Source organism: Microcystis aeruginosa NIES-843 (assembly GCF_000010625.1).
Lineage (GTDB): Bacteria > Cyanobacteriota > Cyanobacteriia > Cyanobacteriales > Microcystaceae > Microcystis > Microcystis aeruginosa.
Genome location: NC_010296.1, coordinates 4454361 through 4481282, shown reverse-complemented (window position 1 = coordinate 4481282; position 26922 = coordinate 4454361). Strand labels below are relative to the sequence as shown.

Annotated in this window: 26 protein-coding genes and 7 pseudogenes; 20 read left to right on the top strand and 13 right to left on the bottom strand. The window is 41.7% G+C overall.

What is annotated here, in order from left to right; all coding sequences use genetic code 11:
• Positions 1–40: 40 nt before the first annotated feature.
• The 6 genes from MAE_RS21230 to MAE_RS21205 all read left to right on the top strand — a co-directional run bounded on the left by MAE_RS21230 (position 41) and on the right by MAE_RS21205 (position 7047).
• Positions 41–430, top strand: a complete 390-nt coding sequence (locus tag MAE_RS21230) for a hypothetical protein (RefSeq protein WP_012267367.1) — start codon at positions 41–43, stop codon at positions 428–430.
• An 83-nt stretch (positions 431–513) separates the two neighbouring features.
• The gene (bchI, locus tag MAE_RS21225) at positions 514–1587 is read left to right on the top strand and encodes a magnesium chelatase ATPase subunit I (RefSeq protein WP_002803387.1); all 1074 of its coding nucleotides are present in this window, start codon (positions 514–516) and stop codon (positions 1585–1587) included.
• Positions 1588–1714: 127 nt separating this feature from the next.
• Positions 1715–3082: an AAA family ATPase gene (locus MAE_RS21220; protein ID WP_041804257.1), complete on the top strand. Its 1368-nt coding sequence runs from the start codon at positions 1715–1717 to the stop codon at positions 3080–3082.
• Positions 3079–3768 (top strand): retron system putative HNH endonuclease, encoded by a 690-nt coding sequence (locus tag MAE_RS21215; RefSeq protein WP_041804255.1) that lies wholly within the window; start codon positions 3079–3081, stop codon positions 3766–3768. Before MAE_RS21220 ends, MAE_RS21215 begins: the two co-directional genes overlap by 4 nt.
• 74 nt (positions 3769–3842) lie before the next feature.
• Entirely contained in the window at positions 3843–4934 is a 1092-nt protein-coding gene (locus tag MAE_RS21210) for a glycosyl transferase (protein WP_041804254.1), read from the top strand.
• A gap of 121 nt (positions 4935–5055) precedes the next feature.
• Positions 5056–7047: an ABC1 kinase family protein gene (locus MAE_RS21205; protein ID WP_012267363.1), complete on the top strand. Its 1992-nt coding sequence runs from the start codon at positions 5056–5058 to the stop codon at positions 7045–7047.
• Between the two features lie 128 nt (positions 7048–7175).
• Here the strand turns inward: MAE_RS21205 and MAE_RS21200 are convergent, their stop codons facing one another.
• Complete coding sequence (locus MAE_RS21200; RefSeq protein WP_002797232.1) at positions 7176–8480, bottom strand: cytochrome P450; 1305 nt, start codon at positions 8478–8480, stop codon at positions 7176–7178.
• Positions 8481–8693: 213 nt separating this feature from the next.
• Positions 8694–9890 carry an alanine racemase gene (alr, locus tag MAE_RS21195; protein WP_041804252.1) on the bottom strand — a complete coding sequence of 399 codons (1197 nt, stop codon included), beginning with the start codon at positions 9888–9890 and terminating at the stop codon, positions 8694–8696.
• A gap of 744 nt (positions 9891–10634) precedes the next feature.
• Between alr and ltrA the strand changes: the two genes are divergently transcribed.
• The 7 genes and pseudogenes from ltrA (at position 10635) to MAE_RS21165 (ending at position 15682) form a co-directional block, all read left to right on the top strand.
• On the top strand, positions 10635–12395 hold the full coding sequence (gene ltrA, locus MAE_RS21190; RefSeq protein WP_050766313.1) for a group II intron reverse transcriptase/maturase: 1761 nt from the start codon (positions 10635–10637) through the stop codon (positions 12393–12395).
• Positions 12396–12441: 46 nt separating this feature from the next.
• On the top strand, positions 12442–13464 hold the full coding sequence (locus tag MAE_RS21185; RefSeq protein WP_231859807.1) for an RNA-guided endonuclease InsQ/TnpB family protein: 1023 nt from the start codon (positions 12442–12444) through the stop codon (positions 13462–13464).
• 96 nt (positions 13465–13560) lie between these two features.
• A pseudogene (locus tag MAE_RS30620) lies at positions 13561–13836 on the top strand (zinc ribbon domain-containing protein); the annotation flags it as partial.
• Between the two features lie 350 nt (positions 13837–14186).
• A complete protein-coding gene (locus MAE_RS21180; protein ID WP_012267355.1) occupies positions 14187–14462 on the top strand; it encodes a hypothetical protein in 276 nt (91 codons plus the stop codon).
• A gap of 113 nt (positions 14463–14575) precedes the next feature.
• Positions 14576–14851 carry a hypothetical protein gene (locus MAE_RS21175; protein ID WP_012267355.1) on the top strand — a complete coding sequence of 92 codons (276 nt, stop codon included), beginning with the start codon at positions 14576–14578 and terminating at the stop codon, positions 14849–14851.
• A 113-nt stretch (positions 14852–14964) separates the two neighbouring features.
• Positions 14965–15273, top strand: coding sequence for a DUF4164 family protein (locus tag MAE_RS21170; protein WP_012267354.1), 309 nt, complete (start codon positions 14965–14967; stop codon positions 15271–15273).
• Between the two features lie 112 nt (positions 15274–15385).
• On the top strand, positions 15386–15682 hold the full coding sequence (locus tag MAE_RS21165) for a hypothetical protein (RefSeq protein WP_002738090.1): 297 nt from the start codon (positions 15386–15388) through the stop codon (positions 15680–15682).
• 84 nt (positions 15683–15766) lie between these two features.
• Here the strand turns inward: MAE_RS21165 and mnmE are convergent, their stop codons facing one another.
• On the bottom strand, positions 15767–17140 hold the full coding sequence (gene mnmE / locus MAE_RS21160; protein WP_012267353.1) for a tRNA uridine-5-carboxymethylaminomethyl(34) synthesis GTPase MnmE: 1374 nt from the start codon (positions 17138–17140) through the stop codon (positions 15767–15769).
• A gap of 53 nt (positions 17141–17193) precedes the next feature.
• Here mnmE and MAE_RS35330 point away from each other — a divergent pair.
• Positions 17194–17331, top strand: a pseudogene (locus MAE_RS35330) (DUF2062 domain-containing protein); the annotation flags it as partial.
• Between the two features lie 17 nt (positions 17332–17348).
• Here MAE_RS35330 and MAE_RS21155 read toward each other — a convergent pair.
• Positions 17349–17579 carry a hypothetical protein gene (locus MAE_RS21155; RefSeq protein WP_012267352.1) on the bottom strand — a complete coding sequence of 77 codons (231 nt, stop codon included), beginning with the start codon at positions 17577–17579 and terminating at the stop codon, positions 17349–17351.
• Between the two features lie 124 nt (positions 17580–17703).
• On the opposite strand from MAE_RS21155, the gene MAE_RS35890 reads away from it, so the two are divergent.
• Positions 17704–17832 (top strand): hypothetical protein, encoded by a 129-nt coding sequence (locus MAE_RS35890; protein WP_269453941.1) that lies wholly within the window; start codon positions 17704–17706, stop codon positions 17830–17832.
• On the opposite strand, the gene MAE_RS21150 is transcribed toward MAE_RS35890, so the two are convergent.
• A complete protein-coding gene (locus tag MAE_RS21150) occupies positions 17783–18865 on the bottom strand; it encodes an RNA-guided endonuclease InsQ/TnpB family protein (RefSeq protein ID WP_012267351.1) in 1083 nt (360 codons plus the stop codon). The two genes, MAE_RS35890 and MAE_RS21150, sit on opposite strands and share 50 nt — an antisense overlap.
• A 57-nt stretch (positions 18866–18922) precedes the next feature.
• On the opposite strand from MAE_RS21150, the pseudogene tnpA reads away from it, so the two are divergent.
• Positions 18923–19217 (top strand): annotated as a pseudogene (tnpA, locus tag MAE_RS30615) (IS200/IS605 family transposase); the annotation flags it as partial.
• 7 nt (positions 19218–19224) lie between these two features.
• On the opposite strand, the pseudogene MAE_RS30605 reads toward tnpA, so the two are convergent.
• A pseudogene (locus tag MAE_RS30605) lies at positions 19225–19849 on the bottom strand (IS630 family transposase); the annotation flags it as partial.
• Between the two features lie 20 nt (positions 19850–19869).
• Here MAE_RS30605 and MAE_RS35325 point away from each other — a divergent pair.
• Positions 19870–20067, top strand: a pseudogene (locus MAE_RS35325) (hypothetical protein).
• Here the strand turns inward: MAE_RS35325 and MAE_RS21140 are convergent.
• The 3 genes and pseudogenes from MAE_RS21140 to MAE_RS21130 form a co-directional block, all read right to left on the bottom strand.
• Positions 20045–20554, bottom strand: a pseudogene (locus MAE_RS21140) (helix-turn-helix domain-containing protein); the annotation flags it as partial. The pseudogenes MAE_RS35325 and MAE_RS21140 overlap by 23 nt on opposite strands.
• A 517-nt stretch (positions 20555–21071) precedes the next feature.
• The gene (locus MAE_RS21135; RefSeq protein WP_002776326.1) at positions 21072–21284 is read right to left on the bottom strand and encodes a type II toxin-antitoxin system HicA family toxin; all 213 of its coding nucleotides are present in this window, start codon (positions 21282–21284) and stop codon (positions 21072–21074) included.
• Between the two features lie 2 nt (positions 21285–21286).
• Positions 21287–21484 carry a type II toxin-antitoxin system HicB family antitoxin gene (locus MAE_RS21130; protein WP_002738180.1) on the bottom strand — a complete coding sequence of 66 codons (198 nt, stop codon included), beginning with the start codon at positions 21482–21484 and terminating at the stop codon, positions 21287–21289.
• Positions 21485–21851: 367 nt separating this feature from the next.
• Here MAE_RS21130 and MAE_RS21125 point away from each other — a divergent pair, with 367 nt between their 5' ends.
• The 3 genes from MAE_RS21125 to MAE_RS21115 all read left to right on the top strand — a co-directional run bounded on the left by MAE_RS21125 (position 21852) and on the right by MAE_RS21115 (position 22871).
• Complete coding sequence (locus tag MAE_RS21125) at positions 21852–22076, top strand: DUF433 domain-containing protein (protein ID WP_002753441.1); 225 nt, start codon at positions 21852–21854, stop codon at positions 22074–22076.
• Between the two features lie 191 nt (positions 22077–22267).
• Positions 22268–22486, top strand: a complete 219-nt coding sequence (locus tag MAE_RS21120) for a hypothetical protein (protein WP_041804251.1) — start codon at positions 22268–22270, stop codon at positions 22484–22486.
• Positions 22479–22871 carry a hypothetical protein gene (locus MAE_RS21115; RefSeq protein WP_002753443.1) on the top strand — a complete coding sequence of 131 codons (393 nt, stop codon included), beginning with the start codon at positions 22479–22481 and terminating at the stop codon, positions 22869–22871. The genes MAE_RS21120 and MAE_RS21115 overlap by 8 nt, the downstream gene beginning before the upstream one ends.
• A gap of 377 nt (positions 22872–23248) precedes the next feature.
• Here MAE_RS21115 and MAE_RS30600 read toward each other — a convergent pair.
• The 4 genes and pseudogenes from MAE_RS30600 to MAE_RS21095 form a co-directional block, all read right to left on the bottom strand.
• Positions 23249–24310: pseudogene (locus MAE_RS30600) on the bottom strand (ISKra4 family transposase).
• A 571-nt stretch (positions 24311–24881) separates the two neighbouring features.
• The gene (locus tag MAE_RS21105) at positions 24882–25109 is read right to left on the bottom strand and encodes a hypothetical protein (RefSeq protein WP_012267345.1); all 228 of its coding nucleotides are present in this window, start codon (positions 25107–25109) and stop codon (positions 24882–24884) included.
• 2 nt (positions 25110–25111) lie between these two features.
• On the bottom strand, positions 25112–25585 hold the full coding sequence (locus MAE_RS21100; protein WP_041804250.1) for a type II toxin-antitoxin system VapC family toxin: 474 nt from the start codon (positions 25583–25585) through the stop codon (positions 25112–25114).
• 329 nt (positions 25586–25914) lie between these two features.
• Complete coding sequence (locus MAE_RS21095) at positions 25915–26814, bottom strand: ABC transporter permease (protein WP_080507034.1); 900 nt, start codon at positions 26812–26814, stop codon at positions 25915–25917.
• Between the last annotated feature and the right edge of the window lie 108 nt (positions 26815–26922).

Here is a 26922-nt window from a genome sequence, read left to right as displayed (position 1 = left end):
CCCCCACACCTCCACTGATTAATGCACAATGTTCACTGAAATGGCCGATTCTGAACTACAGCAACAAGTCCAAAGATTACATCGACTGACGGTATGGGGTCGTTGGTTATTCGTGTTGGGTTGTTGGTTAGGGATTGGTTCGGCGAGTTTATGGGTTTTATGGGATGATATAGCTTTAATGCGGCAATATTTTACTTGGACAGCCCTTAGATACGCTTTAGCTTTCAATTACTGGCCTTCTATCGGTCTAGCCTTTTGTCTTGCCATTACAGGAGCAGTGTTAGTCTGGCAAAGTCGCAACATTATTTTAGGACTTTCCCCCAGAGAAAAACTGCGCTTAGAGCAACGGGTGCAGAAAATTCGGGCCGAAGGGTCGCGTCATCCCCTCTGGCGCTGGATCTTAAAAAGCAGGGAAAAAGACTTACAATAATAAAGATTTGCTGAAAGCTGACGGCTAGAATCCCCACTAGATATAATTCTTTACGCAAAAACTCTTGACTTTTGAATCCACTTATGACCGTGACTCCCCAAGCTCCTCCGAAAACTCGCCGCGTGGTTTTTCCCTTCACCGCTATTGTCGGCCAGGAAGAAATGAAATTATCCCTAATGCTCAACGTCATCGACCCCAAAATTGGCGGGGTGATGATTATGGGGGATCGAGGTACGGGAAAATCGACCACCATTAGGGCTTTAGCCGACCTTTTACCAGAAATTGACGTAGTTGCTAACGATCCCTTTAATTCTGACCCCAATGATCCCGATTTAATGAGCGATGAGGTGCGGCAAAGGGTGGATGAAGCCATTCCCTTGACCATTGCCAAGAAAAAAGTCACTATGGTAGATCTACCCCTCGGTGCGACAGAGGATCGGGTCTGTGGCACAATTGACATCGAAAAGGCCCTGTCAGAAGGGGTAAAAGCTTTTGAACCTGGTTTGCTGGCCAAAGCTAATCGCGGCATTCTCTATGTGGATGAAGTTAATTTACTTGACGATCACCTCGTCGATGTGCTATTGGATTCGGCCGCTAGTGGTTGGAATACGGTGGAACGGGAAGGAATTTCCATCCGTCACCCGGCCCGGTTTGTTTTGGTGGGATCGGGCAACCCAGAAGAGGGAGAATTGCGCCCACAACTGCTCGATCGCTTCGGAATGCACGCCGAGATTCACACCGTCAAAGAACCACCTCTACGGGTCAAAATCGTGGAACAGCGTGCGGAATTTGATGGCAATCCCCTCTCGTTTTTAGAGAAATACAACTTAGAACAGGAAGAACTGCAAAGAAAGCTAGTGGAGGCCCAAAATCTTTTGCCTTCCGTGGAGCTTGATTATGATCTGCGGGTGAAAATTTCCGAGGTTTGTTCCGAGTTGGACGTGGATGGATTGCGCGGCGATATCGTTACCAATCGCGCCGCTAAAGCTCTGGCCGCTTTGGAAGGACGGACAACTGTGACGGTAGATGATATCCGTCGGGTAATTGTTCTCTGTTTACGTCACCGTTTGCGGAAAGATCCGCTAGAATCGATCGATTCTGGTTATAAAGTCTTGAAAGCTTTTAATCGCGTCTTTGGATTAGAGGAAAATTCCTAAACCTAATTTACCCTCTCCCCGAAGAGAGGGTTTTTGACTGGATTTAGAGATGAAGGCCAAAAAGGGCTAGATGTGGCCGAATAAGCTAGAATTTTATCGATCGCTGTTATTCTCTGGGGGAATGTCCATGTGGGTTGAAAGTATAACACTCGAAAACATTAAATGCTTCCAGAATCAAGAGATTAAATTTATTCGTAATCCCAATAATCAACGTCATTGGCGTGCTAAACCTTATCATTGGATCACTTTATTGGGAGAAAATGGAGTAGGAAAAAGCACGATTTTACAGGCTTTAGCTTTGCTGCTCGCAGGACCGGAAGCAGCCAAAGAATTATTACCACGTCCGACCGGTTGGATATGTAATCCCAAGACACCGGGTAAATTAACCGCAGTGCTTCATCAAGAAGATGGGGATGCGGGAAAATTTGGTACGGATAAAACTCGAAAAACTTTTGCTTATTCCTATTTTGTTACAGGCAAGGAAAGGTTAGAGTTAGGAGGCAGTAAGGACAAACAAACCTATACAGAACCAGCATTAATCGAAGAAAATAGCAAAATTTTGGGTTGGTTGCGAGCCAATGCTTTTGCCTCCGATAGTCATGGTTGGTTTGCCGTCGGTTATGGAGCTTTCCGTCGTTTGACACGAGTGAGTCAAGTGATTATTCCTAGTCTTGAACCCCCGCAACGCTCTAGCAACTTTTTCAGCCAATTTAATGAGGATACATCTTTAAGTTCTTTTGAGAGATGGATGGTGTATTTAGATTATCGAATAGCCAAAAATCCCCAAGATATTCAAGCCAAACAAATGAAAAAAATCGGCGAAGAAGCAATTACTAAACTGTTACCCGGTAATGTAGAAATTGCTGAAGTAACTGCCGATGGCTTGATTCAGTTTCTAGTTAACGGTCAAAAAGTTCCAACCATTAGTTTATCCGATGGTTTTCGGAGTATGATTGCTTTAGCCGGAGATTTAATTTGGCGATTATTACAATCCTTCCCCAATCTAGATAACCCCACAGAGGCTTCTGGAGTCGTCTTAATCGATGAGTTAGATATTCATTTACATCCTTCTTGGCAAAGGGAAATTGCTGGATGGTTACAGGAAGTTTTTCCCAATCTTCAATTCTTTGTCGCTACTCATAGTCCTTTAATCGCTGCTGGTGCGGGGCCAAATTCTTTAACCCTACGAATCGATCTGGTAGCGGGTGAATTAGAGATTGTAGAAATTCCTTATTTAGAATTAGCGGCTAATGTTGATCGTACTTTAACAAGTTCTGCTTTTGGTCTGAAATCAACCTATCCCACTGATACAGAAAATAAAATTAAGCGTTACCACCAACTAAATCGTAAAAATAAAAATCTGGCAGCAGAAGAAAAGCAAGAATATGAACAACTGTCATTATTTGTTCGAGAAGTTAAACCCTTTGGCGAAATTAGTCAACCTAATAGTTTAGAATCCCGAATTGATGCCTTACTAGAGGAGCGTTTATCTTGATTCCTGTCACCAGAATATCAGAGCCACCCGTATTAGCTAAAAATGCCGCTCGTTGGCTAGAGGCTTTAGAATCAATAAAATCAAACAACAAGGCAACTAAAGCTCAAATTAACCAAGCACAAAATAAATACCGTCATCCGCAGGTTAAAGACGCATTAGTTAAAATGTTTAATGGGAAATGCGCTTACTGTGAAAGTAAGATTATAGTGGTAACTTACGGAGCGATCGAACATTTTTATCCAAAAAGCCAGTATCCTGATCTGACTTTTACTTGGGAGAATTTACTGCTTTCTTGTGATAAATGTAATGATGCCAATCACAAAGGCACAAATTTTCCTCTCGATGATATCACAGGAAATCCTCTGTTAATAGACCCCACGGATGGAGTAACCGATCCGAATACACATATTGAATTTGTTTGGGATGAAATGGCAAAATTGGCCAGTGTTTATGGTCGGGATCGACGTGGTCAAATTGTTGAAGATTTGTTCGATCTCAATGGTATGCGTGGACGAAAAGAATTAATTAACTATCGTAGTCAATATATTAAAAGATTGTTAGCATTATTACGTTTAGCAAAACAAGGAGACTCGGAGGCTTTATCTTTACTGCAAGAAGCTTGTCAATCAGGAGCGGAATATTATGCTTTTGCTAGTATTTATATCCTGCCTCATTTGCCTCCCTAAAACTAAGGGTAATTATTATCTACAGTCTGAAAAACAAAATTTCTCGCTTATTATTCTCACCTTACTTGCTATTTATGTCTCGTCCTGTTGTTTATTTTGCCGTTACTAATCATGGTTTTGGCCATGCCGTCCGCAGTGCTTCGGTAGTAGCTAATATTATTGAACTTAATCCCGAAATTTTGCCGATATTAGTCACCACGGCCCCGCGCTGGTTATTAGATTCCTATATATCCGGAGAATATATTCAAAGACATCGGGGGTTTGATGTGGGGGTAATCCAATCGGATAGTTTAACGATGGATAAATTAGCTACTAAAGAAAAATTAGAACAAATAATTGCTCAATCAAGGGCAATTATTGCCAGTGAAGTTAATTTTATTAAAACTAATCGTGTGGGTTTAGTTGTGGCCGATTTACCTCCTTTAGCGGCACTAATTGCCAAAAGTGCGGGGCTTCCTTGTTGGATGATTGGTAACTTCGGCTGGGATTTTATCTATCGTGATTGGGGTGAAGAATTTGCCAGTATTAGTGATTGGATTAGTCGTTGTTATAATCAATGCGATCGCTTGTTTAAACTGCCTTTAGCAGAAGCAATGACAGCATTTCCTCACGTTACAGAAGCAAATTTAACCGGGGGTACACCCCGCTACAGTGAAGAACAATTGCGACAGGAATTTAAGCTAAATGCCCCCAAAGAAAAAACTATTTTATTGAGTTTTGGGGGGTTAGGATTAGAAGCAATTCCCTATGATAACCTCGCCAGTTTTCCCGATTGGCAATTTATCACTTTTGAAAAAAACGCGCCCGAACTGCCCAATTTAGTCCGCTTACAGGATAAACCAGATCGGAGCTATCGTCCCGTGGATTTTATGCCCCTGTGCGATCGAATTATTTCCAAACCGGGATATAGTACCTTTGCCGAGGCTTTAAAATTAGAGGTGCCGATTGTTTCCCTCACTCGAGAAGGTTTCGCCGAATCAGCGATTTTATTGGCCGGAATTCAAGATTATAGTGATCATCAAATTATTAGCAGTGAAGAATTTTTTCAAGGTAATTGGGACTTTTTACGCCAAGCCCCCCAACCGCCCAGATTAAAGGTTAAACTGGCTAAAGATGGTGCAGAATCGATAGCGAGAGCTATCGTAGAATACTTTGAGAGGCAATAACCCTCCAGGGTAAAGTTGAAGACGAACCTGAGCATAGAACTAGGGAGACAGAAACAAGATCGGGCAGAAAGCCGATACTTGTTACAATAGTTTACAAATCACCCTGCCCCGTCACCGAACTATGTCCGAACAGATGATCTCCCCGGAGACGCAAACCCCAGAAGCGATTACCGTTGAAGTGCAGCCGGTCCATATTCCCGAAGAGCATCGGGAAGATATCGGCCCCATGGATGACAACGTAGCCGAAAGTTGGCGCTACAATCCCCAAGTTATTAACGACTATTACCGTCGGCGACCTCTAGACTTTTTGGGGAGATTAATCGAAATTGCCCTGCCGGTTTTATCTTTTGTCATCGGTATCTGGTGGGATAAACTACGGGGAAAATCGCCAAAAAATGAAATTAGACGGGCCGTACAATTGCGGGAAATGTTGACCAAATTGGGACCGACCTATATTAAAATCGGTCAAGCTCTCTCTACCCGGCCTGATTTAGTACCGCCTTTATATTTAGAAGAATTAACCACTCTCCAGGATCAAATCCCCTCTTTTCCTAACGAAATTGCCTATCGTTTTATCGAAGAAGAATTAGGTTATTCTCCCGAGGAAATTTACGCAGAATTATCCCCCAATCCCATAGCGGCCGCTTCCCTAGGACAAGTTTACAAAGGTAAATTAAAAACCGGAGAGAGAGTCGCCGTTAAAGTACAGCGTCCCGATTTGATTCGCTGTATAACTTTAGATGTGTATATCATGCGTAGTTTGGCGACTTGGGTGAAAGGTAATATTAAAAGACTTCGCTCCGATTTAGTGGCAATTACCGACGAATTAGCCAGTCGCATTTTTGAAGAAATTAATTATCTTCACGAAGGACAAAACGCCGAAAAATTCGCTCAACTTTACGGTCACATTGCCGAAATTTACATCCCCAAAATCTACTGGAAATATACCGGGCGACGGGTTTTAACCATGGAGTGGGTGGACGGCACAAAATTAACTAATATCAAAGAAATTCAGGCCCAGGGTATTGATGCCACCCACTTAGTTAATGTGGGGGTGCAGTGTTCTTTGCGTCAATTACTTGAACACGGATTTTTCCATGCGGATCCCCATCCGGGTAATTTATTAGCGACTCCCGACGGTAAATTAGCTTATCTTGATTTCGGCATGATGAGCAATATTGAACCCTATCAACGCTACGGTTTAATCGAAGCGGTGGTGCATTTAGTCAACCGGGATTTTGAGTCTTTGGCCAAGGATTACGTTAAGTTAGACTTCCTGTCACCAACTACCAATTTAGAGCCAATTGTTCCCGCTTTTTCGGAAGTTTTCGGTAATGCTTTAGGGGCGAGTGTGGCAGAATTAAACTTTAAAAGTATCACCGATAAAATGTCGGCAATGATGTATGAGTTTCCCTTTCGAGTTCCTGCCTATTATGCCCTGATTATTCGCTCGATGGTGACTTTAGAGGGAATAGCAATTGGCATCGATCCTAATTTTAAGGTACTGAGTAAAGCCTATCCTTATATTGCTAAACGTCTGCTCACCGATCCTTCCACGGAGTTGCGAGATTCCTTGCGAGATTTATTGTTTAAAGACGGTACTTTTCGCTGGAATCGTTTAGAAAATCTCTTGCGTAATGCTAAAGATTCTAATGATTTTAACTTCGAGAAAGTGACCGATCAAGCGTTAGATTTTCTCCTTTCAGACAGGGGTATATTTATCCGCGAAAAATTAGTTAATGAGTTAGTCAATGCGCTCGATAACTTCGGCCGTCGCACTTGGTTTAATCTCACAGTTAATTTCCGGCAACAGGTGGGTTTAGCGGTACAAGAAACTCCCCCAGAATTGTTAGGTGATGCCAAGAGTTTTGAGCATCTTCGCAACATCTTTACTATTTTACAAGAAACGAAAGGATTCGATGCCATGGCTATGGTGCCAGTGATGACTAAACTAATCGCTAAACCGGAAACCCAACAGATGGGACAAAAAATTGCTGAAGGTTTACTACAAAAATCCCTAGCGCGTTTAATTCGTTACTTAGTTCTCGAATTCGATAGACCAAATCATCGGCAAAATGGAGAATTACCGAAAGCTTTACCCGCTGCCGATTAACCTCTGTTCGGGTGAGTTCCACCGACGGCTCAAAATCTGAGCATTTCCGATAATAAAGGCCGTGAAATAAATTTCACGGCTCCGAGAAAAATGCTCAACTTTTTTAAAAGTTTTTTTATCCTAGCCGGTTAACGGGGTTTAAAGGTAACTTGTAAACCGTCCCGGGGGTGAGGAGTGGGGATAGAGGTGAGGGTGAGATCTTGATTGGGGAGTAATTGCCAATCGTACTTTTGTACTAAACGGACGGCTAAAATTTTCATCTCTAAACGAGCGAATTCTTTGCCTATACATTCGCGTAATCCCGCACCAAAAGGGATATATCCGTAGGGTTTTTCCTCGGCTAAAAAGCGATCGGGATCGAAGGTTTCAGGATGGGAATAAATATTATTATCTTTATGGGTATTGCTGATTTGATACTGCACTACCCATCCTTTCGGCAAATGATAACCGTTAAATTGACAGTCTTCTATTACCCGACGGAATCCTCCTCCCACGGGGGGAGTAAAACGTAAAACTTCCTTTAAAACGCGATCTAAATAGGTCATCTGTTTGAGGGTATCAACGCTTAAAGGAGTGGATAGATCAAAATTAGTTATTTCCTCAAGGACAAGCTGAAAAATATCGGGATGCAGTGCCATTTGTAGGCAGAAAGTGGCGATAGCAGAGGTTAAAGTTTCATGACCAGCAAAGAGTAATAATAGCACTTGATCCTTTAATTCCGCTAGGGATAAACTTTGACCGTTTTCGTCTTTAGCTTGTAAAAGGATAGCCAGAGCATCCTGGCCTAAGTCATCATTTTTTTTTCTTTCTAAAATGATAGTTTCTATGGCTTCCAGTAATTCTTCTCGACAGCGTAATGCTTTGCCGAAAGCTGTCCAGGGAAGGGGAATGGGAAGGGTAAATAGTCCCGCACACCAAGTATCAAAAGCTTCTCCTAATTTGGTAGCAGAACCATCGTCAAGACCGACAAATAATTTACAGGCGATATCGAGAGTATAGTTTCTTAATTCAGGATACCATGACAGGGTTGTTGCGGTTTGCCAACGCTCTAAATAGTGAGCGGTAATTGTTTCTACCGTAGGGATATAACTTGCTAGGGACCGGGGTTGAAAAGCTTGATAGATTAAACGACGACGGGAAGCGTGAACATCTCCTGTATGCACCGCTAAAGATGCGCTACCGAGGAGAGTTTTGGTACTTTTGGGCCAAGTTGCCGCAAAGTATTTATTCTCATTGCTGAGGAGAAACCGGTTAGCTTCGGCACCGGATAAAATAATCGTGGGACTGCCAAAAATATGAGTACGGAAAAGTTGACCATATTTATTATGACGTTTACTGGCAAAATCCCCATCGGTCAAAAAAGCGATTGTTTCTCCTAATAGGGGTAATCCGAAACTGCCGGGGGGTAAGGGTAGATCTTTGCTTATAGTCATCGCTGCCTCTAGGGTAAAACTGATCAGTTGCCGTCGATTAACCCTGTTTATTTTAACCTAAAGCACCGGAGAATTCATCCCCTCATCTAGCCCAGCAATCAGCGATCGCACTTGACCAAGGCAAGTATCTAGGCAAAATTAATTACAGATCTCACCAGTCAGTTAACAATAAGAATTGCCGCCAATTGACATTTTTTAAGATCACCGCCATAATTAGCCGTTGCTAATAATAATTCGCGGCAAACGATGCTTAAAACCGCAGAGAATTTCCCAGGATATCGTACCTAAATCCCGCGCCCAATCGTCGGCGGTAATGCACTGTGGGCCATCTTTACCGATAAGTGTGACGATTTCCCCTGTTTTTACCTCTGGAATCTCGCTCACGTCAATCATTAACTGATCCATGGTTATTGCGCCGATTTGGGGTACTAAACGTCCTCTCAGGGATACTTTTAAACGATTGGAGAGATTGCGGGGAATTCCATCAGCGTAACCGATACCGACCACAGCAATACGGGTGTCTTTTGCCGCTATGTACTGATGACCATAACTCACTCCGGAGCCGGCGGCAATGGTTTTGACTTGGGCAATGCGCGCTTTTACTTGCAGGACGGGTTGCAAAGGGACTTTATCGGTGAGATGATCGGCGGGATAAAGACCGTAGAGAGCTAATCCCACTCTAACTCGATCGTAGTGCAGAGATCGATCGCTTAGGGTAGCGGCAGAGTTGGCTAAATGCAGACAGGGGGGATGATAACCTTTTGATCTTAACTCGGCGATCGCTTGTTGGAATCTTTGCCGTTGTAACTGCATGATTTCGGGGTTGGGATCGTCAGCCGTGGCAAAATGCGAGTATATACTGGCAATTTTCAGGTTAGGAGCCTCTAAAACCTGTTCGACGAATTTTGTGCCGTTTTGCCATTGTGTACCTAAGCGAGACATCCCCGTATCTAGTTTGATATGAACCGGCAGCCGCTGCTCTAAGCGTCTCATCACGCTGGCAAAAATTTGCACCTGTTCGATTTGCACCAGGGTGGGTTGCAATTGCCAATGGGCTAAGGCTGCCACTTCTTCCGGGGTGTTCACTGCCCCTAAAATCATAATTGGGGCAACGATTCCCGCTTCCCGTAGTTCGATACCTTCCCCGATAGTCGCGATGGCTAAAGATTGCGCTCCAGCTTCTAAAACGCTGTTAGCCACCTTAACTGCCCCGTGTCCGTAAGCATCGGCTTTAATTACCGCTATTAATTCCGTTTTTGGGGCTAATAAGGCCTTGACTTTTCGCACGTTTTGTTGTAAGGCCGAGCGATCAATCTCTACCCAAGCACGATAGCGAATTGCTTCCGACAATTGATAATCATGACGGTTTTTGGGCGGATTGATAATTTTTGGTTCGATGCTAAACACCACTCGCTCACTCCTTTGCACACATAACCCAATTTATCACAGATGTCGGGGTGAAGACCCTCGTACTGACAGGATGAAACCCCGACCAATATAAAACAGCGAAGCACGATTAAATCCTTGACAATTTAGCCTTGCATAGCTTACCATAGTAAATTTAGTTTGGTAAACAAGATATTAAAAGCGTTTAAGTACAGAATCTATCGTGCGACTCGTTCCTACCAAAAGTCTAACAGACGTGGGTAGGACAAGGTTGAGAACCTTGATAACTCAATAACCGTGAAGGTGAAAGTCCTTCCCTCCAGATGATGGAGTGACAGCATAACCCCTTCCTGTGGAGAACGGTCATCAAAAGGGGAAAAGCGGGGTTAAATGGCAGTAAAGATGAATCTGACATCAAAACCTGTCTAGCATCTAACTATGTGTATGAATAAGAACTTCCGTCAGAAGTATCGTCACTGAAACCTAGCCTACACAGATTATTGGCTGGCAACAAAATGTTAACAAGCTAACGTACTGGGAAAAGATAGAGTTCAACCAGAATCATCTACACAGCTTCGGTATAGAGGAAGACACTAAAGTTAGGAATACGGTGGTTGGGAACGAAGTAATCCTTATGAATCTCTTAGATAGGTCGAAATCTAAGTAGTAACCAGCGTAAGACTCATATAGGAAAGGATTGTGTAAGAAGCCAACGCCTATCTGTAATAGATAAGGATATGCTGACGTACACACTGTTCAATGGAATGAATGGTCTTAAGTAGTAATGAAAAAGTTATGAACACGGCAACAAAACCGATGTATGAATGGAAGGACATCAACTGGCGAAAAGCTGAAAGATGTGTTTTTAAGTTACCAAAAAGAATATTCAAAGCCAGTCAACGGGGTGATGTCAAATTAGTCCACAAATTACAAAGGCTACTCCTAAAAAGCTGGTACGCCAAACTGATAGCCGTCAGACGGGTTAGCCAAGATAATCAAGGCAAGAAAACCGCCGGGGTAGATGGGATAAAATCCTTAACACCCAAACAAAGAATGGCACTTGTCAATAATCTAAAACTTGGCAATAAATCAAAAGCAACTCGTAGAGTATGGATACCAAAACCCAATACGGATGAAAAGCGACCTCTAGGGATTCCCACCATGTACGAACGGGCATTACAAGCCTTAGTAAAACTGGCATTAGAACCCGAATGGGAAGCAAAATTTGAACCTAACAGTTATGGATTTAGACCAGCACGTTCAGCCCATGACGCAATCGGAGCAATCTACATAAGCATCAACAAAAAGCCCAAATATGTGCTAGATGCGGACATAAGTAAATGCTTTGATCAAATAAACCACCAGAAACTACTGACAAAACTTCAAACTTACCCCAAGCTAAGACAACAAATCAAAGCATGGCTAAAGAGTGGAGTCATGGATGGAAAAAACCTATTCCCTACCAATGAAGGCACACCACAGGGAGGTGTAATCTCCCCTTTACTAGCTAACATAGCCTTACACGGCATGGAAGAAAGAGTTAAGCAATATGCAAGAACTCTGAAAGGCAATAAATCCAAAAATGAACAAGCCTTAACCCTAATCAGATATGCAGATGATTTTGTTATCCTGCACGAAGATTTAAAGGTAATAAAGGAATGTCAGGAAATCATTAAACAATGGTTAGCAGAAATGGGGCTAGAACTGAAGCCTAGTAAAACAAGAATATCCCATACTCTTGAAACTTATGATGATTACGTTGGATTTGATTTTCTCGGATTCAACATCAGGCAATACCAAGTCGGAAAACATCACGGGGCAAAAAGTAGTAAAGGAGTCAAACTAGGTTTTAAAAACCTAATCAAGCCTAGTGCTGAAAAAGTCAAGTCCCATCTAAAGAAATTGGGAGAAGTAGTAAATAGTCAGAAGTCATCCCCACAGGATGCCTTAATCAAACGACTCAATCCAATCATTAGAGGATGGAGCAATTACTATTCATCAGTAGTAAGCTCAAAAACATTCACAGATTGTGATTACTACTTCTTTGAAAAACTCAAAAGATGGGCAGACAGACGACACCCAATGAAAAACAAAACTTGGATAATGCGTAAATATTGGCATACTGAGGGAAAAGATAATTGGGTATTCAGCACAAGAGAAGGTAAAAACCCCTTCAAACTGGCAAGACACCTAGATACAAAAATCGTAAGATACGTCAAGGTGAAAGGGGATAAAAGTCCCTATGATGGGGATTTAATATATTGGAGTAGTCGAATGGGTAAACACCCAGAAATGCCACCAGAAAAAGCTGTTCTACTCAAAAGACAGCAAGGACGTTGTGCATATTGTGGACTATATTTCCAAGATGGAGACATACTCGAAACCGACCACATTATCCCTAAATCAAAAGGGGGTAAAAACAATCGAGATAATAAACAGTTACTCCATCGACATTGCCACGATTCTAAAACTGCATTAGATAAAACTGGTACTCATGACAAAGAGCCATTGGAGAGAGGAGCGGTGTGAGGTGAAAGTCTCACGCACCGTTTTGAAGCCGAGCCAGAATGGTGACATATCTGGCTTAGGGCAACCGACCAGTGAGCAATCAGTTTTGCTTGCCAAGTCGTTTGGCTGTGCTAGATGGTTTTACAATTACGCTCTAAACTTAACATCCGAAACTTACAAGCAAACTGGAAAAGGATTAAGCAGAGACGAAATAATTAAGCTGCTGCCTTCCTTAAAAAAAGAGCATGAGTGGTTAAGCGAAGCACCGTCGCAGGTATTACAACAAGCTGCTTTAAATCTTTCTAGTGCTTTCCTTAACTTTTTTGAAGGTAGAGCTAAATATCCTAACTTCAAGAAAAAGCAAAATAGGCAGTCGATTAGATTTCCTCAACACTGTAAGTTAAAAGATGATGTTTTGGTATTACCTAAAATTGGTGAAGTCTATTGCCAAGTTTCACGGCAACCAGAGGGAGACTTAAAGTCTGTTACGGTTTCAGTTAATCCATCAGGAGAATATTTCGCATCTTGTCTCTATGATGATGGCAAGGATTTACCCCAAAAATCATCAGAAGGAAAAGCTGTCGGGATAGATGTTGGACTAACCCATTTTGCTATTACATCAGATGGGACTAAACACGGGAATCCTCAATACTATCGTAAGTACGAACAAAGATTAGCGAGGAGACAAAAGAAACTAAGCCGCCAGCAAAAAGGCTCTAAGAATCGAAATAAAGCTAGAGTTAAAGTTGCTAAAGTTAACTCTAAAATCGTTCGTTGTCGTGAAGATTTTCTGCACAAACTAAGTCGTAAATTAGTTGACGAAAACCAAGTCATAGTGGTGGAAAATCTGGCAGTCAGAAACATGGTCAAAAACCCTAAACTAGCAAAATCAATTAGTGATGCTGGTTGGGGTCAATTCTGTACTATGTTAAAATACAAGGCTGAATGGGAAGGAAAAATCTATATAGGGTCTGCTGAAAAAGTTTTTCGTAGGGACAGGGTGTGGGGTGTGGGGTGTGGGGTGTGGGGTGTAGGTTTTTACCGATTCTCATCTGGTCAATTACCTAATTTTCAGAGAAAAAGTACCTGAATTTTACCCCGATCGCTTCCAGAACTGGTACTTTTTGATTGACAAAAAGTCTGAAAGTATTACCCAAAAAGGTTTTTAGATTTATTCAGCAAGCCCTATATAGAAGTAGATAGATTCTTTCCTAGCTCTAAGACTTGTAGTAACTGTTTAAATCCTGTTGATAGTTTGAGTTTAGATATTCGTAGTTGGCAATGTCCTAAGTGTGGAGAAAACCACGATAGAGACATCAATGCCGCTAAGAATATTCGGGATGAAGGTTTACGAATTTTGGCGGTAGGGCATACCGCTACTGCTTCTGGAGGGAGAGTAAGACCAAGTAAAGGCACTGCTTTTGCAAGGCATCTCCCTGTGAACGAAGAATCCCTCGCATGAGTGCGATGGGAGTGTCAAACCAAAAGAAAACCGAGAGGGCTAGGAAAAAAGCCGGAAACTCCTCTGGATTTCCTCCTTTTTCCAGGCGGAATCTAGGCTTTAAGATGAATGGGATGTTAGGAAGTTCCCGAAAAAATTTGGGGTTAGGGTTATCGGTGTTAGGGGTTAGGGTTTTTTCGCAGAGAATGAACAGTAACCGCTAATCAGTGACAAGAAAGTAGCGAAGTTTTCACCTAACACTATCTCAGTGGTTGGACAGAAGTGAAGTTAACTGTGGGGTAAGGAATGCCAAAAAGCCTAGACTTAAGATAAAATTATATCCAACCAGATGCAGTATAGGAGTTTAGCCAATGTCTAACGAAACTGTTACTTATTCCCTAGAAGCTGTCCTAACCAGGATTGAGGGAAAGATCGATAAGATTGATGAGCGCTTGACAAAAGTAGAAATAGGATTAACCGATCTCAAAGGGGATATTAAAGTGTTAGACGAGAAAATCGAAGGCATCGACAATCGGCTAATATCGGTAGAGGGAACCCAAAAAAATCAGGTCTGGACATTAATTATCCTTTTGGGGAGTGCCATTTTTACGGCCGGATGGAAAGTATTTTTTTCCAGTAATATCTGATCTTTCTAATTCTCAACAAGACTACAGTTAACCGCTCCTGAAAGAAAATTTTCTTAAAGCCTAGACTTAAGATAAAATTATATCCAACCGGATGCAGTATAGGAGTTTAGCCAATGTCTAACGAAACTGTTACTTATTCCCTAGAAGCTGTCCTCACAAGGATTGAGGGAAAGATCGATAAGATTGATGAGCGCTTGACAAAAGTAGAAATAGGATTAACCGATCTCAAAGGGGATATTAAAGTGTTAGACGAGAAAATCGAAGGCATCGACAATCGGCTAATATCGGTAGAGGGAACCCAAAAAAATCAGGTCTGGACATTAATTATCCTTTTGGGGAGTGCCATTTTTACGGCCGGATGGAAAGTATTTTTTTCCAGTAATATCTGATCTTTCTAATTCTCAACAAGACTACAGTTAACCGCTCCTGAAAGAAAATTTTCTTAAAGCCTAGACTTAAGATAAAATTATATCCAACCGGATGCAGTATAGGAGTTTACCAAATGTCTAACGAAACTGTTACTTATTCCCTAGAAGCTGTCCTCACAAGGATTGAGGGAAAGATCGACTCGCTTGAGAAGCGGGTTAACGAAAGATTTGACAAGGTAGAAGATCGGTTAACCAAACTAGAAATAGGAGTAACTGATCTCAAAGGTGATATTAAAGTGTTAGACGAGAAAATCGAAGGCATCGACAATCGGCTAAAATCAGTGGAAGGAACCCAAAAAAATCAGGTCTGGACATTAATTATCCTTTTGGGAAGTGCCATTATTACGGCTGGGTGGAAAGTATTTTTTTCCAGTAATATCTGAGTTCTCTAATTCTCAACAAGACTACAGTTAATCGCTCCTGAAAGAAAATTTTCTTAAAGCCTAGACTAAGATAAAATTATATCCAACCAGATGCAGTATAGGAGTTTAGCCAATGTCTAACGAAACTGTCACTTATTCCCTGGATGTCGTCCTTAAAGAAATTAAAGACAGTATCAAGGAAGTTAGTCAAAAATTCGATAAGATTGATGAGCGCTTGACAAAAGTAGAAATAGGAATAGCCGATCTCAAAGGGGATATTAAAGTGTTAGACGGGAAAATTGAAGGCATCGACAATCGGCTCAGATCAGTAGAGGGAACCCAAAAAAATCAGGTCTGGACATTAATCATCCTTTTGGGAAGTGCCATTATTACGGCTGCTTGGAAAGTATTTTTTTCCAGTAATATCTGAGTTCTCTAATTCTCAACAAGACTACAGTTAACCGAACACAAAAGGATAAAACCTTGTTTCTGTTTGACTGGATTTCCTCATTGCTTATTTACCAATACAAAAACGGCTAAAAATGCGATCAAGTACCGATTCAGTCACTTCTTCGCCGGTAATTTCTCCTAAGGATTGAATGGCAGTACGCAGATCGATCGACCAAAAATCAAAAGGTAAATTTTGGTCAATTGTTTTTTTGACCTGTTGCAAAGCAATTTTCGCCCTAGTTAAAGCGGCCGCTTGTCGTTGATTAATGGCTAAATCTAAATTAGCCGCCTGTAATTCTTGATTTTGGACAGCATTAATAAGACTTTTTTCTAAGTCTTCAATACCCTGATTTTGGGCGGCGGATAGCTTGACAACGCGCTTAATTTCTGCTGGGTAAATTACTGTTTCTGGATTAGCCAAATCAATTTTATTAATCACTAAAATTAATCGGCGATCGCTGACAGAGCGATAAATTTCCTCGTCTTCCTGGGTCCATCCTGACTCTGCGGAGACGGTTAAGAGAACTAAATCAGCAGACCGGGCCGTTTGACGGGAACGTTCCACCCCAATTTGTTCGACTCGATCGCTGGCCGAGCGAATTCCTGCCGTATCGAGGACTTGTACGGGGATTCCCGCCACAACTAGCTGAGATTCGACAATATCGCGGGTAGTGCCGGGTAAATCGGTGACAATCGCTCGATCGCTCCGACTCCAAGCATTTAACAAACTGGATTTACCCACATTCGGCCGCCCCACGATCGCCACTTTCAGACCACTACGCAGCAATTCCCCGCGCTCGGCGGTGGCCAAAATTAAATTTACTTGACAAAAAACCTGTTCTATGCTATGGAGAACCGCCGCGTGATCCAAGGGCGGTAAATCTTCTTCAAAGTCAATACGGGCCTCAATTTCAGCCAAAATATCGAGACAGGTGGCGCGCAAATGGCGGATCGGTTGAGCGAGTTTCCCCTGTAAACCAGCGAGGGCAAATTGTGCCGCTTGGGGAGAACGCGCCCCAACGAGATCGACGACGCTTTCGGCTTGAGTTAGGTCAATTCTGCCGTTGAGAAAGGCACGCAGGCTAAATTCCCCCGCTTGTGCCAAACGCGCCCCATTTTCTAGACATAACTGTAACACCTGTTGTACGGGCATAATGCCGCCATGACAGTGAAATTCCACCACATCCTCGCGGGTGAAAGAGCGGGGCGCTAACATGAGCAACAGCAAAGCTTCATCGATAATTGCTTGACTTTGGGGATGCCGGATATAACCGTAGAGAAGACGATGACTTTGCCATTTTTGACGATTGGGGCTATGGAAAAGCCGACGAGCGATCGCCACTGCTTCACTACCGGATAAACGGACAATACCGATGCTACCCTGTTCCGGAACGATCGCCGTAGCGATGGCGGCGATCGTATCCCCTGTGTTTAACATCTCTTAATCACTCCTTGCTAAAATTGAAGTCGGTATCAATTTTGTCAGCATTTATGCCCGAAAATATGCGCTCACGGTCATTAAAAGCGAGAAATAAAGAAAATAGCCTAATTAATCGTCTGACGCGCTCCTGTCGCTACTGGTGGGTTCGCTTAATGCGATTACAAGGACATCCTAGGGAAATTGCCAGGGTTGACATCTCCCCGCTTTAAAAAGACGGGGATTCTAATCGGTGAATAGAAGCGGGTTGAAACCGCGCTTCTATTCGATTACGATCTATTTTAGAAAGGCTATCCAATTTATATCGTTGTGGCACTGTCAAAGATGCCCTACCCACCTTATCTAGAGAAACCCCTAGCTGTGTGGCTACTTTTTTAATGATATTGGCCGCACCGTTGCAATCAGCATTAATTAATTGACCACTAAAAGCTTTAAACAAACCTCTTTTAATTCTTTTACCTGATGACTGCCACCCTTCGGGTTTCTGGTTCTTCGGTTTGTCTTATGCAACGGACAGGGTTACAAGGAATGAAACTCTTATATAGAAAGACATTCGGGGATTTATGTCAATTGTTTTCGATCTAGAGCGAACTAATCAATTAAGTCTCTTGCCAGATAAGGATTTAGTCGATTTATGCCCCCCTATTGAACCATACCAAGTAACGAAGAACCGGGTTTCTCACCGAATTTAGGTAGCGAATCACCATCTAAAAAAGAAGCCTTTGAGGTGTAGCTTTCCTCAGTCTCAACGAATTTAATCCCGTACTTTTCACACAATTGACAAATGCGATTTTTAAGCTTCGCTGTGGGAATACTAACAAATTCCTGATTAACTTTCTTTCCTAACTCAATCGAGTCTTTTTGTCGCTGATTCCCTCCAAAAACGACAGTATAAATGTCATTGCCGAGACACCAATTGATAATAAAACGAGCAGCTTTATTGGTAGCGTCTCTCATCTGTCGGTTACGCCTTTCGGTTATTTTAGCTAATTCATCATCCCAGTAACCCGGCGGCTTACCAGTCTTAATTTGAGCAACTCGCTTGTTATGCCATTGATTTTGAGACTTAGCCTTTTTTCCGTCAAAGATAAAAGACTTTCCCGTGTTAGAAACGCAGGTTAACCAGTTACCCAATCCGTGATCTATTCCTAGTACAGTGTTATTAGGCTTAACTTTCTCTTGATCGGGTTGCTTATAAACACACTCAAGATAAAAACTAAGATTTCTAGGAACGATCCGAAACTCTTTAATGTCTTCAAACCTCAAATTAGACGGCATTGGCAGATAAAAACTATCAATCCCGAACCAAGCTTTTACCTGATCCCCCAACGAAAACCTTAACCCTTTTTCGGTTAACTTCACATATCTTGCCGTATAGGTTACTACTGCCATCCCCCCTTTCTTTCGATATTTAGGTGGTCTAGGCTTATTAGGTAATTGCCCTTTATTCCAAAGACCTAAAAGCCCTTTATAGGAAGAAAAAGATTCAGCAACATCATGTAGCAATTGTTGAGCGCAACATGACCGCATGGCTCGAAAATGAGGGTTATTTTTCAACTGAGAATCAAGGTCATATTTACCGATATATCGCCCTGCCTTAAAAAGCATTTGCCGACAATAATAAATACCACAATTAGCCAGCTTGTTAGCTTCTTCACAGACAAACTCTAAGACAGCCCTTATCTCGCTGTCTGTATGGATGAGAACTTCTTGAACTCCGTACATCTTGACTTACCTCCTGTATATAGGATATGTTGGAAATACACTATTTGTCAAGGGTAGATGGAAGATTATAGAAGAAATCCTCATTCGGTAACACTACTTAACTATCACTTTGTCTGGTGTCCAAAACGGAGAAAAGCGGTATTAAAAGGGGACATTAAGTTAAGAGCGCAGTCGATTATTTTTGACCTGTGCAAAGAAAATAACTGGAGGTTGGTCGCAACGCGCTCGCTACGCGAGAACGCGCTCGCTACGCGAGAACGCATTAGAAATAATGCCAGATCATATTCATTTATTTTTGGAATCAGACCCTAGTTATTCCCCGACCACAATAATTAAAAGAATCAAAGGGAGACTATACTTTAGACGTTCATAATCTGAGATTTATTAAACTTCTGAAATCGGAGAGTCAGCAAGGAATACAGTTCTTTTTTATGTTTCAGATTGGCATCATTCAGACATTCATAAATGGCTGAAGAAAAGTCAGAAAAGTTTTCATAATATTTACCATATAAACATTTCTTTTTGACAAATTTCCACAGCCTTTCAATTAAATTTAGATTAGGCGAATAAGACGGTAGATAGAGTAGCTCTATTGACAAAGAAAGAGCCAATTTTTTAACAATTTTACATTTCTGATAGCGGGCATTATCTAATACGAGAGTGATGGGAATCATTAGTCCTAAAGCAGCTATTTTTGACCGGAGTTCACAGACTTGAGTTGCTGTAATATAAGTGTCATTCGTAACCAGAATAACTTCATGAGTTATTGCATTTAATGCTCCTAAAACATTGAAGCGTTTACGCCCGCTCGGTGACTTATACCATTTTTCTTTATTCGCGTCACAACGAATACAGGCTTGGCAAGCATTCGAGCGTGGATGTCTGTCATGGATTTAGAAATTTGGTATTAACAAAAAGTCTCTCAAAACACCAAACAAAACCGAGAAATGCTCCCATGACGAAGTGAGCGGCATCAACAAAAAAAAGGCTCTTCGGTTTGTGTTATGCAATGGACGAGGGTTATAAGGGATGGAACCCTTATAGAGAAAGGCATTTAGCGATTTTTGTCAATTGTTTTTGATCTAGAGCGAACTAATCAATTAAATCTTTTGCCAGATAAGGATTTAGTCGATTTATGCCACCCTATCGAACCATACCAAGTAACGAAGAACCAAAAAAAACAGCCCTTTTTCCTTCTTTAGCCTCATTTAGTCTGGGTTCTAGCTTTTTTTCTTTGTATTCCTCTTGTTCATCCCGGTCAGCTTTAGAAGGAAGAGAACCTACTTTTAAACATTTCATTCCCATTGATTTTAAAAATTTTCTCACTTGGGTAGGACTTCGTTTTATTCCCGTCAATTCTTCTATCCTATATACAGCTTCATTTATTGTGGCTGGTGGATTTTTATCGAAGTATTTTTTGAGCGTTTCTTTTTGAGACTCTAATTCACTTTTAGGGCGATAGAAGTTGATTTCTTTTAATTTTTCTATTCCGCCTTCTTCATAATCTCGAAGATAGGTTAATAAGGTATTTGGCGAGATTCCTGCTAACTGACAAATTTTTTTGTGCGGTATCTTTTGGCTCTTTAACCAGAGAACTTCCATCTTCAGTTGAACCCGGGGATGGGGATGATGAAATCTTTCCTAAGACAGTGAGTTCTTTTCTTCTTCCGTGAATTCTAGGTTAATCATGTTTTTAATGAGTGCTTTGCTTCTAATTATGACTCTTAAACTATATTATTGTCCTTGAGTAAAAAATGCAAGTTGTAGCCGTGCAAAGTATATTTACCTTCGGGTATTACCCACGACAGTTAATGCAGTTCATGGGGAATTAGCGCGAATCATCAAAAATTACTCCGAAGTGGAACTAGCAGGAGCATTTATAGTCGTAGAACCGGATGGTCATAGGTTTAGAAAGCCGTTGCTTTATTAAGTCAGGTGCAACGTTGTGTTATACCCGATCGCTTTGGCAATCACTTAATCTTGGCGATCGATATGATGTAGCCTGTGTTAGCGTTAGCGTAACCCACGGATTTTGAACATTAGATAAGGTGCGTTCACTTCGTTAACGCACCCTACAAGATCGGCGTGCTGCTACGCAGTGCCTTCGGCATCGCACTCTGTTATGAGTTGATTGATGTTGGGTTTCCTTGCGTCAATCCAACCTACGGGCGAGGCGATCTGCTACGCAGTGCCTTTGGCATCGCACTCATAATAGTTGACGAAATTCTGCGACTGTCAAACCAGCATCTTGAACAATTCCACCCATTGTAAATGCCTTAATTGGATTGTGCCTTGGAAGAGCAACTTGACGCACCCCATCACTCATGATGATATGTTTGCCTTGGCGAATGATCCGAAAGCCTACCTTCTCCAAGGCTCGTACTGCATCTAGGTGATTTACGCCAGGAATTCTAGGCATAGTTACACCTGCATTTCAATTTCACGAATTTCCCCATCTTGCAAGCGTTCTTCTAAGGCTGCAAGATACTCACGAATTGCATCTTGGATATTGGTTAATGCCTCTTCCTCAGTATCTCCCTCGGACCAACAACCGGGGAGCGCAGGAACGCCAACAGTAATTCCTTCTTCAGAACGATAAAGGACAATTTTGTATTTCATCATAAGTTCCTTCTAGATAGCACTCCATTTTAGCTTGATAGAATTATGGATGTGGGATCAAATTGTAGCAACAGCGGAACCTCACAGCAAACTTGATATGGTTGGGTTTCCTTGCGTCAACCGTTCGGCAAAGGCTCACGGCCGAAGTTCAACCTACAGGCTACTCTAGGCTATTTATTCCCCTAGAAACGAATCGCACCGTTACATTTCATTAACGCACCCTACAAGATCGGCGTGCTGCTACGCAGTGCCTTCGGCATCGCACTCAACCAACCAAGTGACGGCGTTCTGGTGCAGCGACTTGTTATACGGCTGTTTTTGTGCAATGTGATCTAAAATAAGGGCATCTTACGACTAGGTGACAACAATGTATAAAATTTCTGTTAACCCTCAAATTCATTTTGGGAAGCCCTGCATAGAAGGGACGCGCATCACTGTGCAGAGTGTTCTTGAGTTGCTAAATGAGGGACTCTCTTTCAGTATAATTATTCAGGATTATTACCCTGATTTACAAATTGAAGACATTCGTGCTTGTCTGCAATATGCTATCGCTTTAGTAGCGGCTGAAGACATTAAACTTGTGTCGGCTTAATAATGAAATTTCTTCTCGATCAAGACGTTTACGCAATCACTGCGAGATTTCTAATTGATGCTGGACATGATGTGGTTCTTGTTACTCAGCACCGACCAACCTGATACGGTCGGTGTGCAACGGGATTGTTAGACCGTACCTCACAGATCGCTTATGATCAATTTATTCTCGCATATCTAGAAGTTTAAGCCATGTCACTCACTGAGTTAATTCTTCTGGTCAACAATCTGAGCCAGACAGACAAATTATCACTCTTCAAACTCCTAGCTGCACAAATCCCGGATGCTGAACTACAGGTTATCTTTTCCGCATCAGAGTATCCGATTTGGTCGCCCTACGATGCCACGGAAGCCGCCAATATTCTGATGCATATGATTCAGGATGACGGAGAGGCATCTACCCATGCCTAGTACAGTCGAATTTCCCCTTTCCGACGATGAAGCATTACCCACGATTCCCATCACTCTGAGTCATGCAGGCCTTTCTGTTTCTGCGAATGCCCTGCTGGATACCGGATCTACGGTCAATCTATTACCTTACGACATCGGGCCGCAATTGGGTGCAATTTGGGAGGAACAAACTGTCCGCTTGCCATTGGCCGGAAATCTTGCAAGGGTTGAAGCACGAGGGTTATTTGTGTATGTTCAAATTGGGAATTTGGAACCTGTTCGTCTAGCCTTTGCTTGGGCAAAAACTTCTCAGATACCCTTAATTCTTGGGCAAACGAACTTTTTTCGAGAATTTGATGTCTGTTTTCAACGATCGCGATGCACGATCGAAATTATCCGCTTCTAATAAGGGTCGATGTGTTTTGGGTGGGATCGTGCTTTTGGTTAGTGTTGATAGAGAAAAGCAATGCTGGGTTTCCTGCCGTCAACCCAGCCTACGGCGATCAGCGATCGCACTAAAAACGAGGTTGCTGACACTGAATGCTAGGATCTAAAATTCGAGTACTGAGGCACATCCGATATATATACGATTCATTACGCATTCTTTGCATATCCAGTTTAGATTTTTCGATTTTACCATCCGTATAACCCCAATCATAGCAGTTACGACTGCGTTCATTTTCTGATGTATTGTTGTGTGTACCTCCATTAAAACCTGCCGACCAACCACTGGAGTAGGCGGGAGCAAGTCAGTTTTGTCAGAACATAAATACTATTCAATAGCTAAAGACTGTTATTTAGGTAAGCACAGCGGTGTTTAAGCACTTGAGGGATATTTTCTTCATTCCACTGGGCTCCAGAAATTTTCAGTCGTCGGTCAATCTGTTTAACCGTGGATTCAACGGCTCCCGAAGCAATAGAGCAAATCTCTTCTTGTTGATAGTAATTATAATTAACAATTCGATGACGATGAATCTCTAAATAACGACAGAAATTTTCAGCTCGTTCGTTTTTTAAAGGAGAGATTAATGCTATTGTTTCCTCAATTTTGCCCTGCCATAATAAACTTGCTGCTTTTTTCAATCTCTTCACTGAACCGCCGACTTTATGAAGATTTTCTACCAAATGAAACCAGTCAAGTATTTCTCTTTTTTCTCCTGGACAATCCCAGTTTTTCACAATTTTCCCAATACCGGGATGTCCGTCTCCCAAACAGGTAAGGGGGTCAGATAAAGGTTGTTGATTAACCCAATATATTAACGATTCATTCTCTCCAAACCAAGCTTTTCTTAGGAAAGTATCAACACAGATTGCTTGATAATCTTTCCAGATACAAGCCTCTCCCTTAGTTTCGGTTCTTAAGCGCACTTTTCCTCCATCTAGACTAATTTCTTGAACGGGGTTTCCTGATTCTTCTTCGGCAAATTGGTGGCGATGGACTAATCGTTGTTGAGTCCTAGCCGAGACCTTCATCCCTATATAAAATTGAATATCTCTGGCGGCATTTTCATAAGAAACATTGGCACTAGCTCTTAAACAACAGCGTTCTAAGTAAGGACTAATTTGGTTATTACGAGGAATATTTAAACGGATTGCTTGTTTTTCTGTCAGGCATAATTCTCCGATGATGCTTTTTATTTTTCTCGGTCTCCCGGCTTGAGTTCCTGTCGTTTTTGTGACCAAAAAAAATCCTAGTTTCGGAGTTATATATTTTCAGGTCTGTTCTCTTATTGTCGTCTCTATTCCCTCTAAAGTTTGAATTTTTTCAGCCTCAGCTTCCTGATGAAGAATCTTGGCTATCGCTTGAATATGTTGGTTAAGTTCTTGTTGTTGCTCTGGAGTCATTTTTGTCTTTTCCCTACTCTTTTCTCTATCCCATACCCAATTGATGCTTTTGTCAAGTAGTTTATTTGTTCTTCAGCTTTGACTTGCTCCCGGAGTAGGCTGTTTTCATAGAGGAATTATTTTGGCAACTTCCACGTCTATTGGAAGATTGTGCTTGTATTACCAAGTTGCTATTTCCGGCTAATACAGAAGTCATGATAGTTGTAGTTAGGGTCTGCTGAAAAAGTTTTTCGTGGGGGCAGGGTGTGGGGTGTGGGGTGTAGGGTGTAGGGTTTTACCGATTTTGAGGTAGTCAGTTACCTAATTTTCAGGGAAAAAGTCCAGGAATTTTACCCCCGATCACTCCAATGGTAGGCACTTTTTGAGGGAAAAAAAGTCTAAAAGCCTTATCCAACAAAGTTTTTAGATTTATTCAGCAAGCCCTAGTTATCAATAATTTATGAAATCTGTTCATGATTATTTCCTTTGATGTAATCCCGCCTAACGGCTAAGAAGTCATGATAGTTGTAGTTATCAATAATTTATGAAATCTGTTCATGATTATTTCCTTTGATGTAATCCCGCCTAACGGCTAAGTTGAGCGGCGGCTAATTTCTGTTGCATCGTCACCAACCTCTTTTCTCTGTCCGCTCCAACGTGTTGTTAGACCGTGTTTTCGAGACAAGTTTACAACTTCTCTGCCGCCTTCCTCTTGTTGCTTTTGTAAGTCAGCAAAGATGGCTTTCAAGTCATGATTGAATGACCGAGAATACTCTTCACGAATTCTGTGAATCTCTTCGACAATTTCATCTTGAAACATAATCAACCTCCTAGAAGTTCATAAGGTGTACAAAGAATCGGTAACTGATATCCAAGATCAAGGCTAATCTCCGCCAATTTTCCCTGTATTTGAGCATTGGCAATGTGCTTGCAATTCCATGTCAGCAGATAATCCATGCCGTGAACAGTCGCGACCGCGATATGAACAGCATCAACATCAGCTTTTGTTGGAAGGTTGCTACGTTCCAAAAATCGCTCTGCTAAATCGAGTACATTTTGATTCAAGTCGAGTAAAGATAGATTACCGAGAATTTCTAGTCGTTGAGACGCGATCGCGACATCGCCTTGTGAGGTTTCTTTTACAACCGCTTGTGAGGAGTAGAGTTGGAAGTCACCGCGGCGTGTATTCCACCACTCTCTCGTTATTTCAATATTAGCCGCCACAATAATATCTCTGCTCGGTCGAGCGGTAAGGTAGCCTAAGATACTGGTTTCAATATAGACGGTTTCGCTCACAGAAATCTAGAAAATCTCTCCAATCCCTATCCTACCAGATTTACTCTTGTTTCCGAGGGTGTTGGGTTTCCTGAGCGTCAACCCAGCCTACAAGATCGGCGATCTTTAAACTCTATGATGGAGCAACAGCAAAACCTTAATTAGAGAAAACCATTCATGTACAGTATGTGGTCTAAAATTCGTCGACGAAGAGAAAGTCCGACTGCATCACAGCGACGGAAATCATAACAATTGGAAAACTAATAATCTTTTCATTAGCTCTACATTGTCTCAACCAAAATGTGCAATTTTATGGGTAAAGCAACAGATGAATTAGGTAAAAAGTAGCTTTAAAAGCGAGCAAATAATCGCTCTAATAAGCTAAACTTACTCAATTTCTTTTTGATTTGCTCTAATAAACTAAACCAGGTTAGTTTCTGATCGATTTGGCTGCGCTGATATCCCCAGGCTGCTAGCATTCCAAAGACAACTGTAGCCCAGATTAGCCATTGCCAATCTAGCCAAATATGAACTTTTTCACTGGGTATTCCTCCTGCCCAAAGAGCGATTTGAGCATAGTGGTAGGTAGGTATGGGCAGGTAAGGAAGTAAATTTTGTACAGTTTTAGGTAAGATTTTTATTGGTAAAATCAGTCCCGATACAATCCACACTATCATAATCGGCAGAGTGAAATAACCGAAAATATCTTTATCAATCCAGTATCCCAAAGCAAGCATCATTGCATTCAAAGGAATCATGCCGACTATCAAAATACAGAAAACAAATAGCCAGGTCAAAAAGGGTTGGTCAAAGTCTAAAGTTACGGCAAAAAAGGAGAAGAGTAAGGCAAGGCAAAGCCCTGAAATAAATATAGCAACTATAATTTTAGCCACTATATATATTGGTGGAGGAAGAGGCGTGACTTGCAATAATTTCATCCAACCCTTGGTTTTTTCTTCAGCCACTTTTGTTCCAAAAGTTTGTATAGAAATGATTAATAGACCTAAAATCGCATAGGCAATTAACTGCTGGTAAATTAGCTGTTTGTCGACCATATTACTATATATATATACGATAAATAGAGGCAGCAGCAGACTAAAAACCAGCACCATTGGCTTGCGCCACAACTGAAGAAACTCAACTCGAACTTGCTCTTTAAGGATCTCAAATGATTTATTTGGGGGAGATACATTCACTTCTCTTAAACTATCTACTTGATTAGTAATTGATGAAATGACAGTATCACTCACTATTTCGCCATTATTGAATTCTACAATTCTAGGTTCTTCGTTACTTGGTATGGTTCGATCAGGGGGCATAAATCGGCTAAATCCTTATCTGGCAAGAGACTTAATTGA

Bases quoted from the DNA above. Each gene is read 5' to 3' on its own strand.
- MAE_RS21175 (WP_012267355.1), top strand. From the start codon at position 14,576: ATGTCTAACGAAACTGTTACTTATTCCCTAGAAGCTGTCCTCACAAGG.
- MAE_RS21165 (WP_002738090.1), top strand. From the start codon at position 15,386: ATGTCTAACGAAACTGTCACTTATTCCCTGGATGTCGTCCTTAAAGAA.
- MAE_RS35890 (WP_269453941.1), top strand. From the start codon at position 17,704: ATGTCAATTGTTTTCGATCTAGAGCGAACTAATCAATTAAGTCTCTTG.
- ltrA (WP_050766313.1), top strand. From the start codon at position 10,635: ATGGTCTTAAGTAGTAATGAAAAAGTTATGAACACGGCAACAAAACCG.
- mnmE (WP_012267353.1), bottom strand. From the start codon at position 17,140: ATGTTAAACACAGGGGATACGATCGCCGCCATCGCTACGGCGATCGTT.
- MAE_RS21105 (WP_012267345.1), bottom strand. From the start codon at position 25,109: ATGTTTCAAGATGAAATTGTCGAAGAGATTCACAGAATTCGTGAAGAG.
- MAE_RS21210 (WP_041804254.1), top strand. From the start codon at position 3,843: ATGTCTCGTCCTGTTGTTTATTTTGCCGTTACTAATCATGGTTTTGGC.
- MAE_RS21170 (WP_012267354.1), top strand. From the start codon at position 14,965: ATGTCTAACGAAACTGTTACTTATTCCCTAGAAGCTGTCCTCACAAGG.
- MAE_RS21180 (WP_012267355.1), top strand. From the start codon at position 14,187: ATGTCTAACGAAACTGTTACTTATTCCCTAGAAGCTGTCCTAACCAGG.
- MAE_RS21230 (WP_012267367.1), top strand. From the start codon at position 41: ATGGCCGATTCTGAACTACAGCAACAAGTCCAAAGATTACATCGACTG.
- MAE_RS21120 (WP_041804251.1), top strand. From the start codon at position 22,268: ATGTCACTCACTGAGTTAATTCTTCTGGTCAACAATCTGAGCCAGACA.
- MAE_RS21135 (WP_002776326.1), bottom strand. From the start codon at position 21,284: ATGCCTAGAATTCCTGGCGTAAATCACCTAGATGCAGTACGAGCCTTG.
- MAE_RS21220 (WP_041804257.1), top strand. From the start codon at position 1,715: ATGTGGGTTGAAAGTATAACACTCGAAAACATTAAATGCTTCCAGAAT.
- MAE_RS21200 (WP_002797232.1), bottom strand. From the start codon at position 8,480: ATGACTATAAGCAAAGATCTACCCTTACCCCCCGGCAGTTTCGGATTA.
- MAE_RS21205 (WP_012267363.1), top strand. From the start codon at position 5,056: ATGTCCGAACAGATGATCTCCCCGGAGACGCAAACCCCAGAAGCGATT.
- MAE_RS21150 (WP_012267351.1), bottom strand. From the start codon at position 18,865: ATGTACGGAGTTCAAGAAGTTCTCATCCATACAGACAGCGAGATAAGG.
- MAE_RS21115 (WP_002753443.1), top strand. From the start codon at position 22,479: ATGCCTAGTACAGTCGAATTTCCCCTTTCCGACGATGAAGCATTACCC.
- MAE_RS21125 (WP_002753441.1), top strand. From the start codon at position 21,852: ATGTATAAAATTTCTGTTAACCCTCAAATTCATTTTGGGAAGCCCTGC.
- MAE_RS21130 (WP_002738180.1), bottom strand. From the start codon at position 21,484: ATGAAATACAAAATTGTCCTTTATCGTTCTGAAGAAGGAATTACTGTT.
- bchI (WP_002803387.1), top strand. From the start codon at position 514: ATGACCGTGACTCCCCAAGCTCCTCCGAAAACTCGCCGCGTGGTTTTT.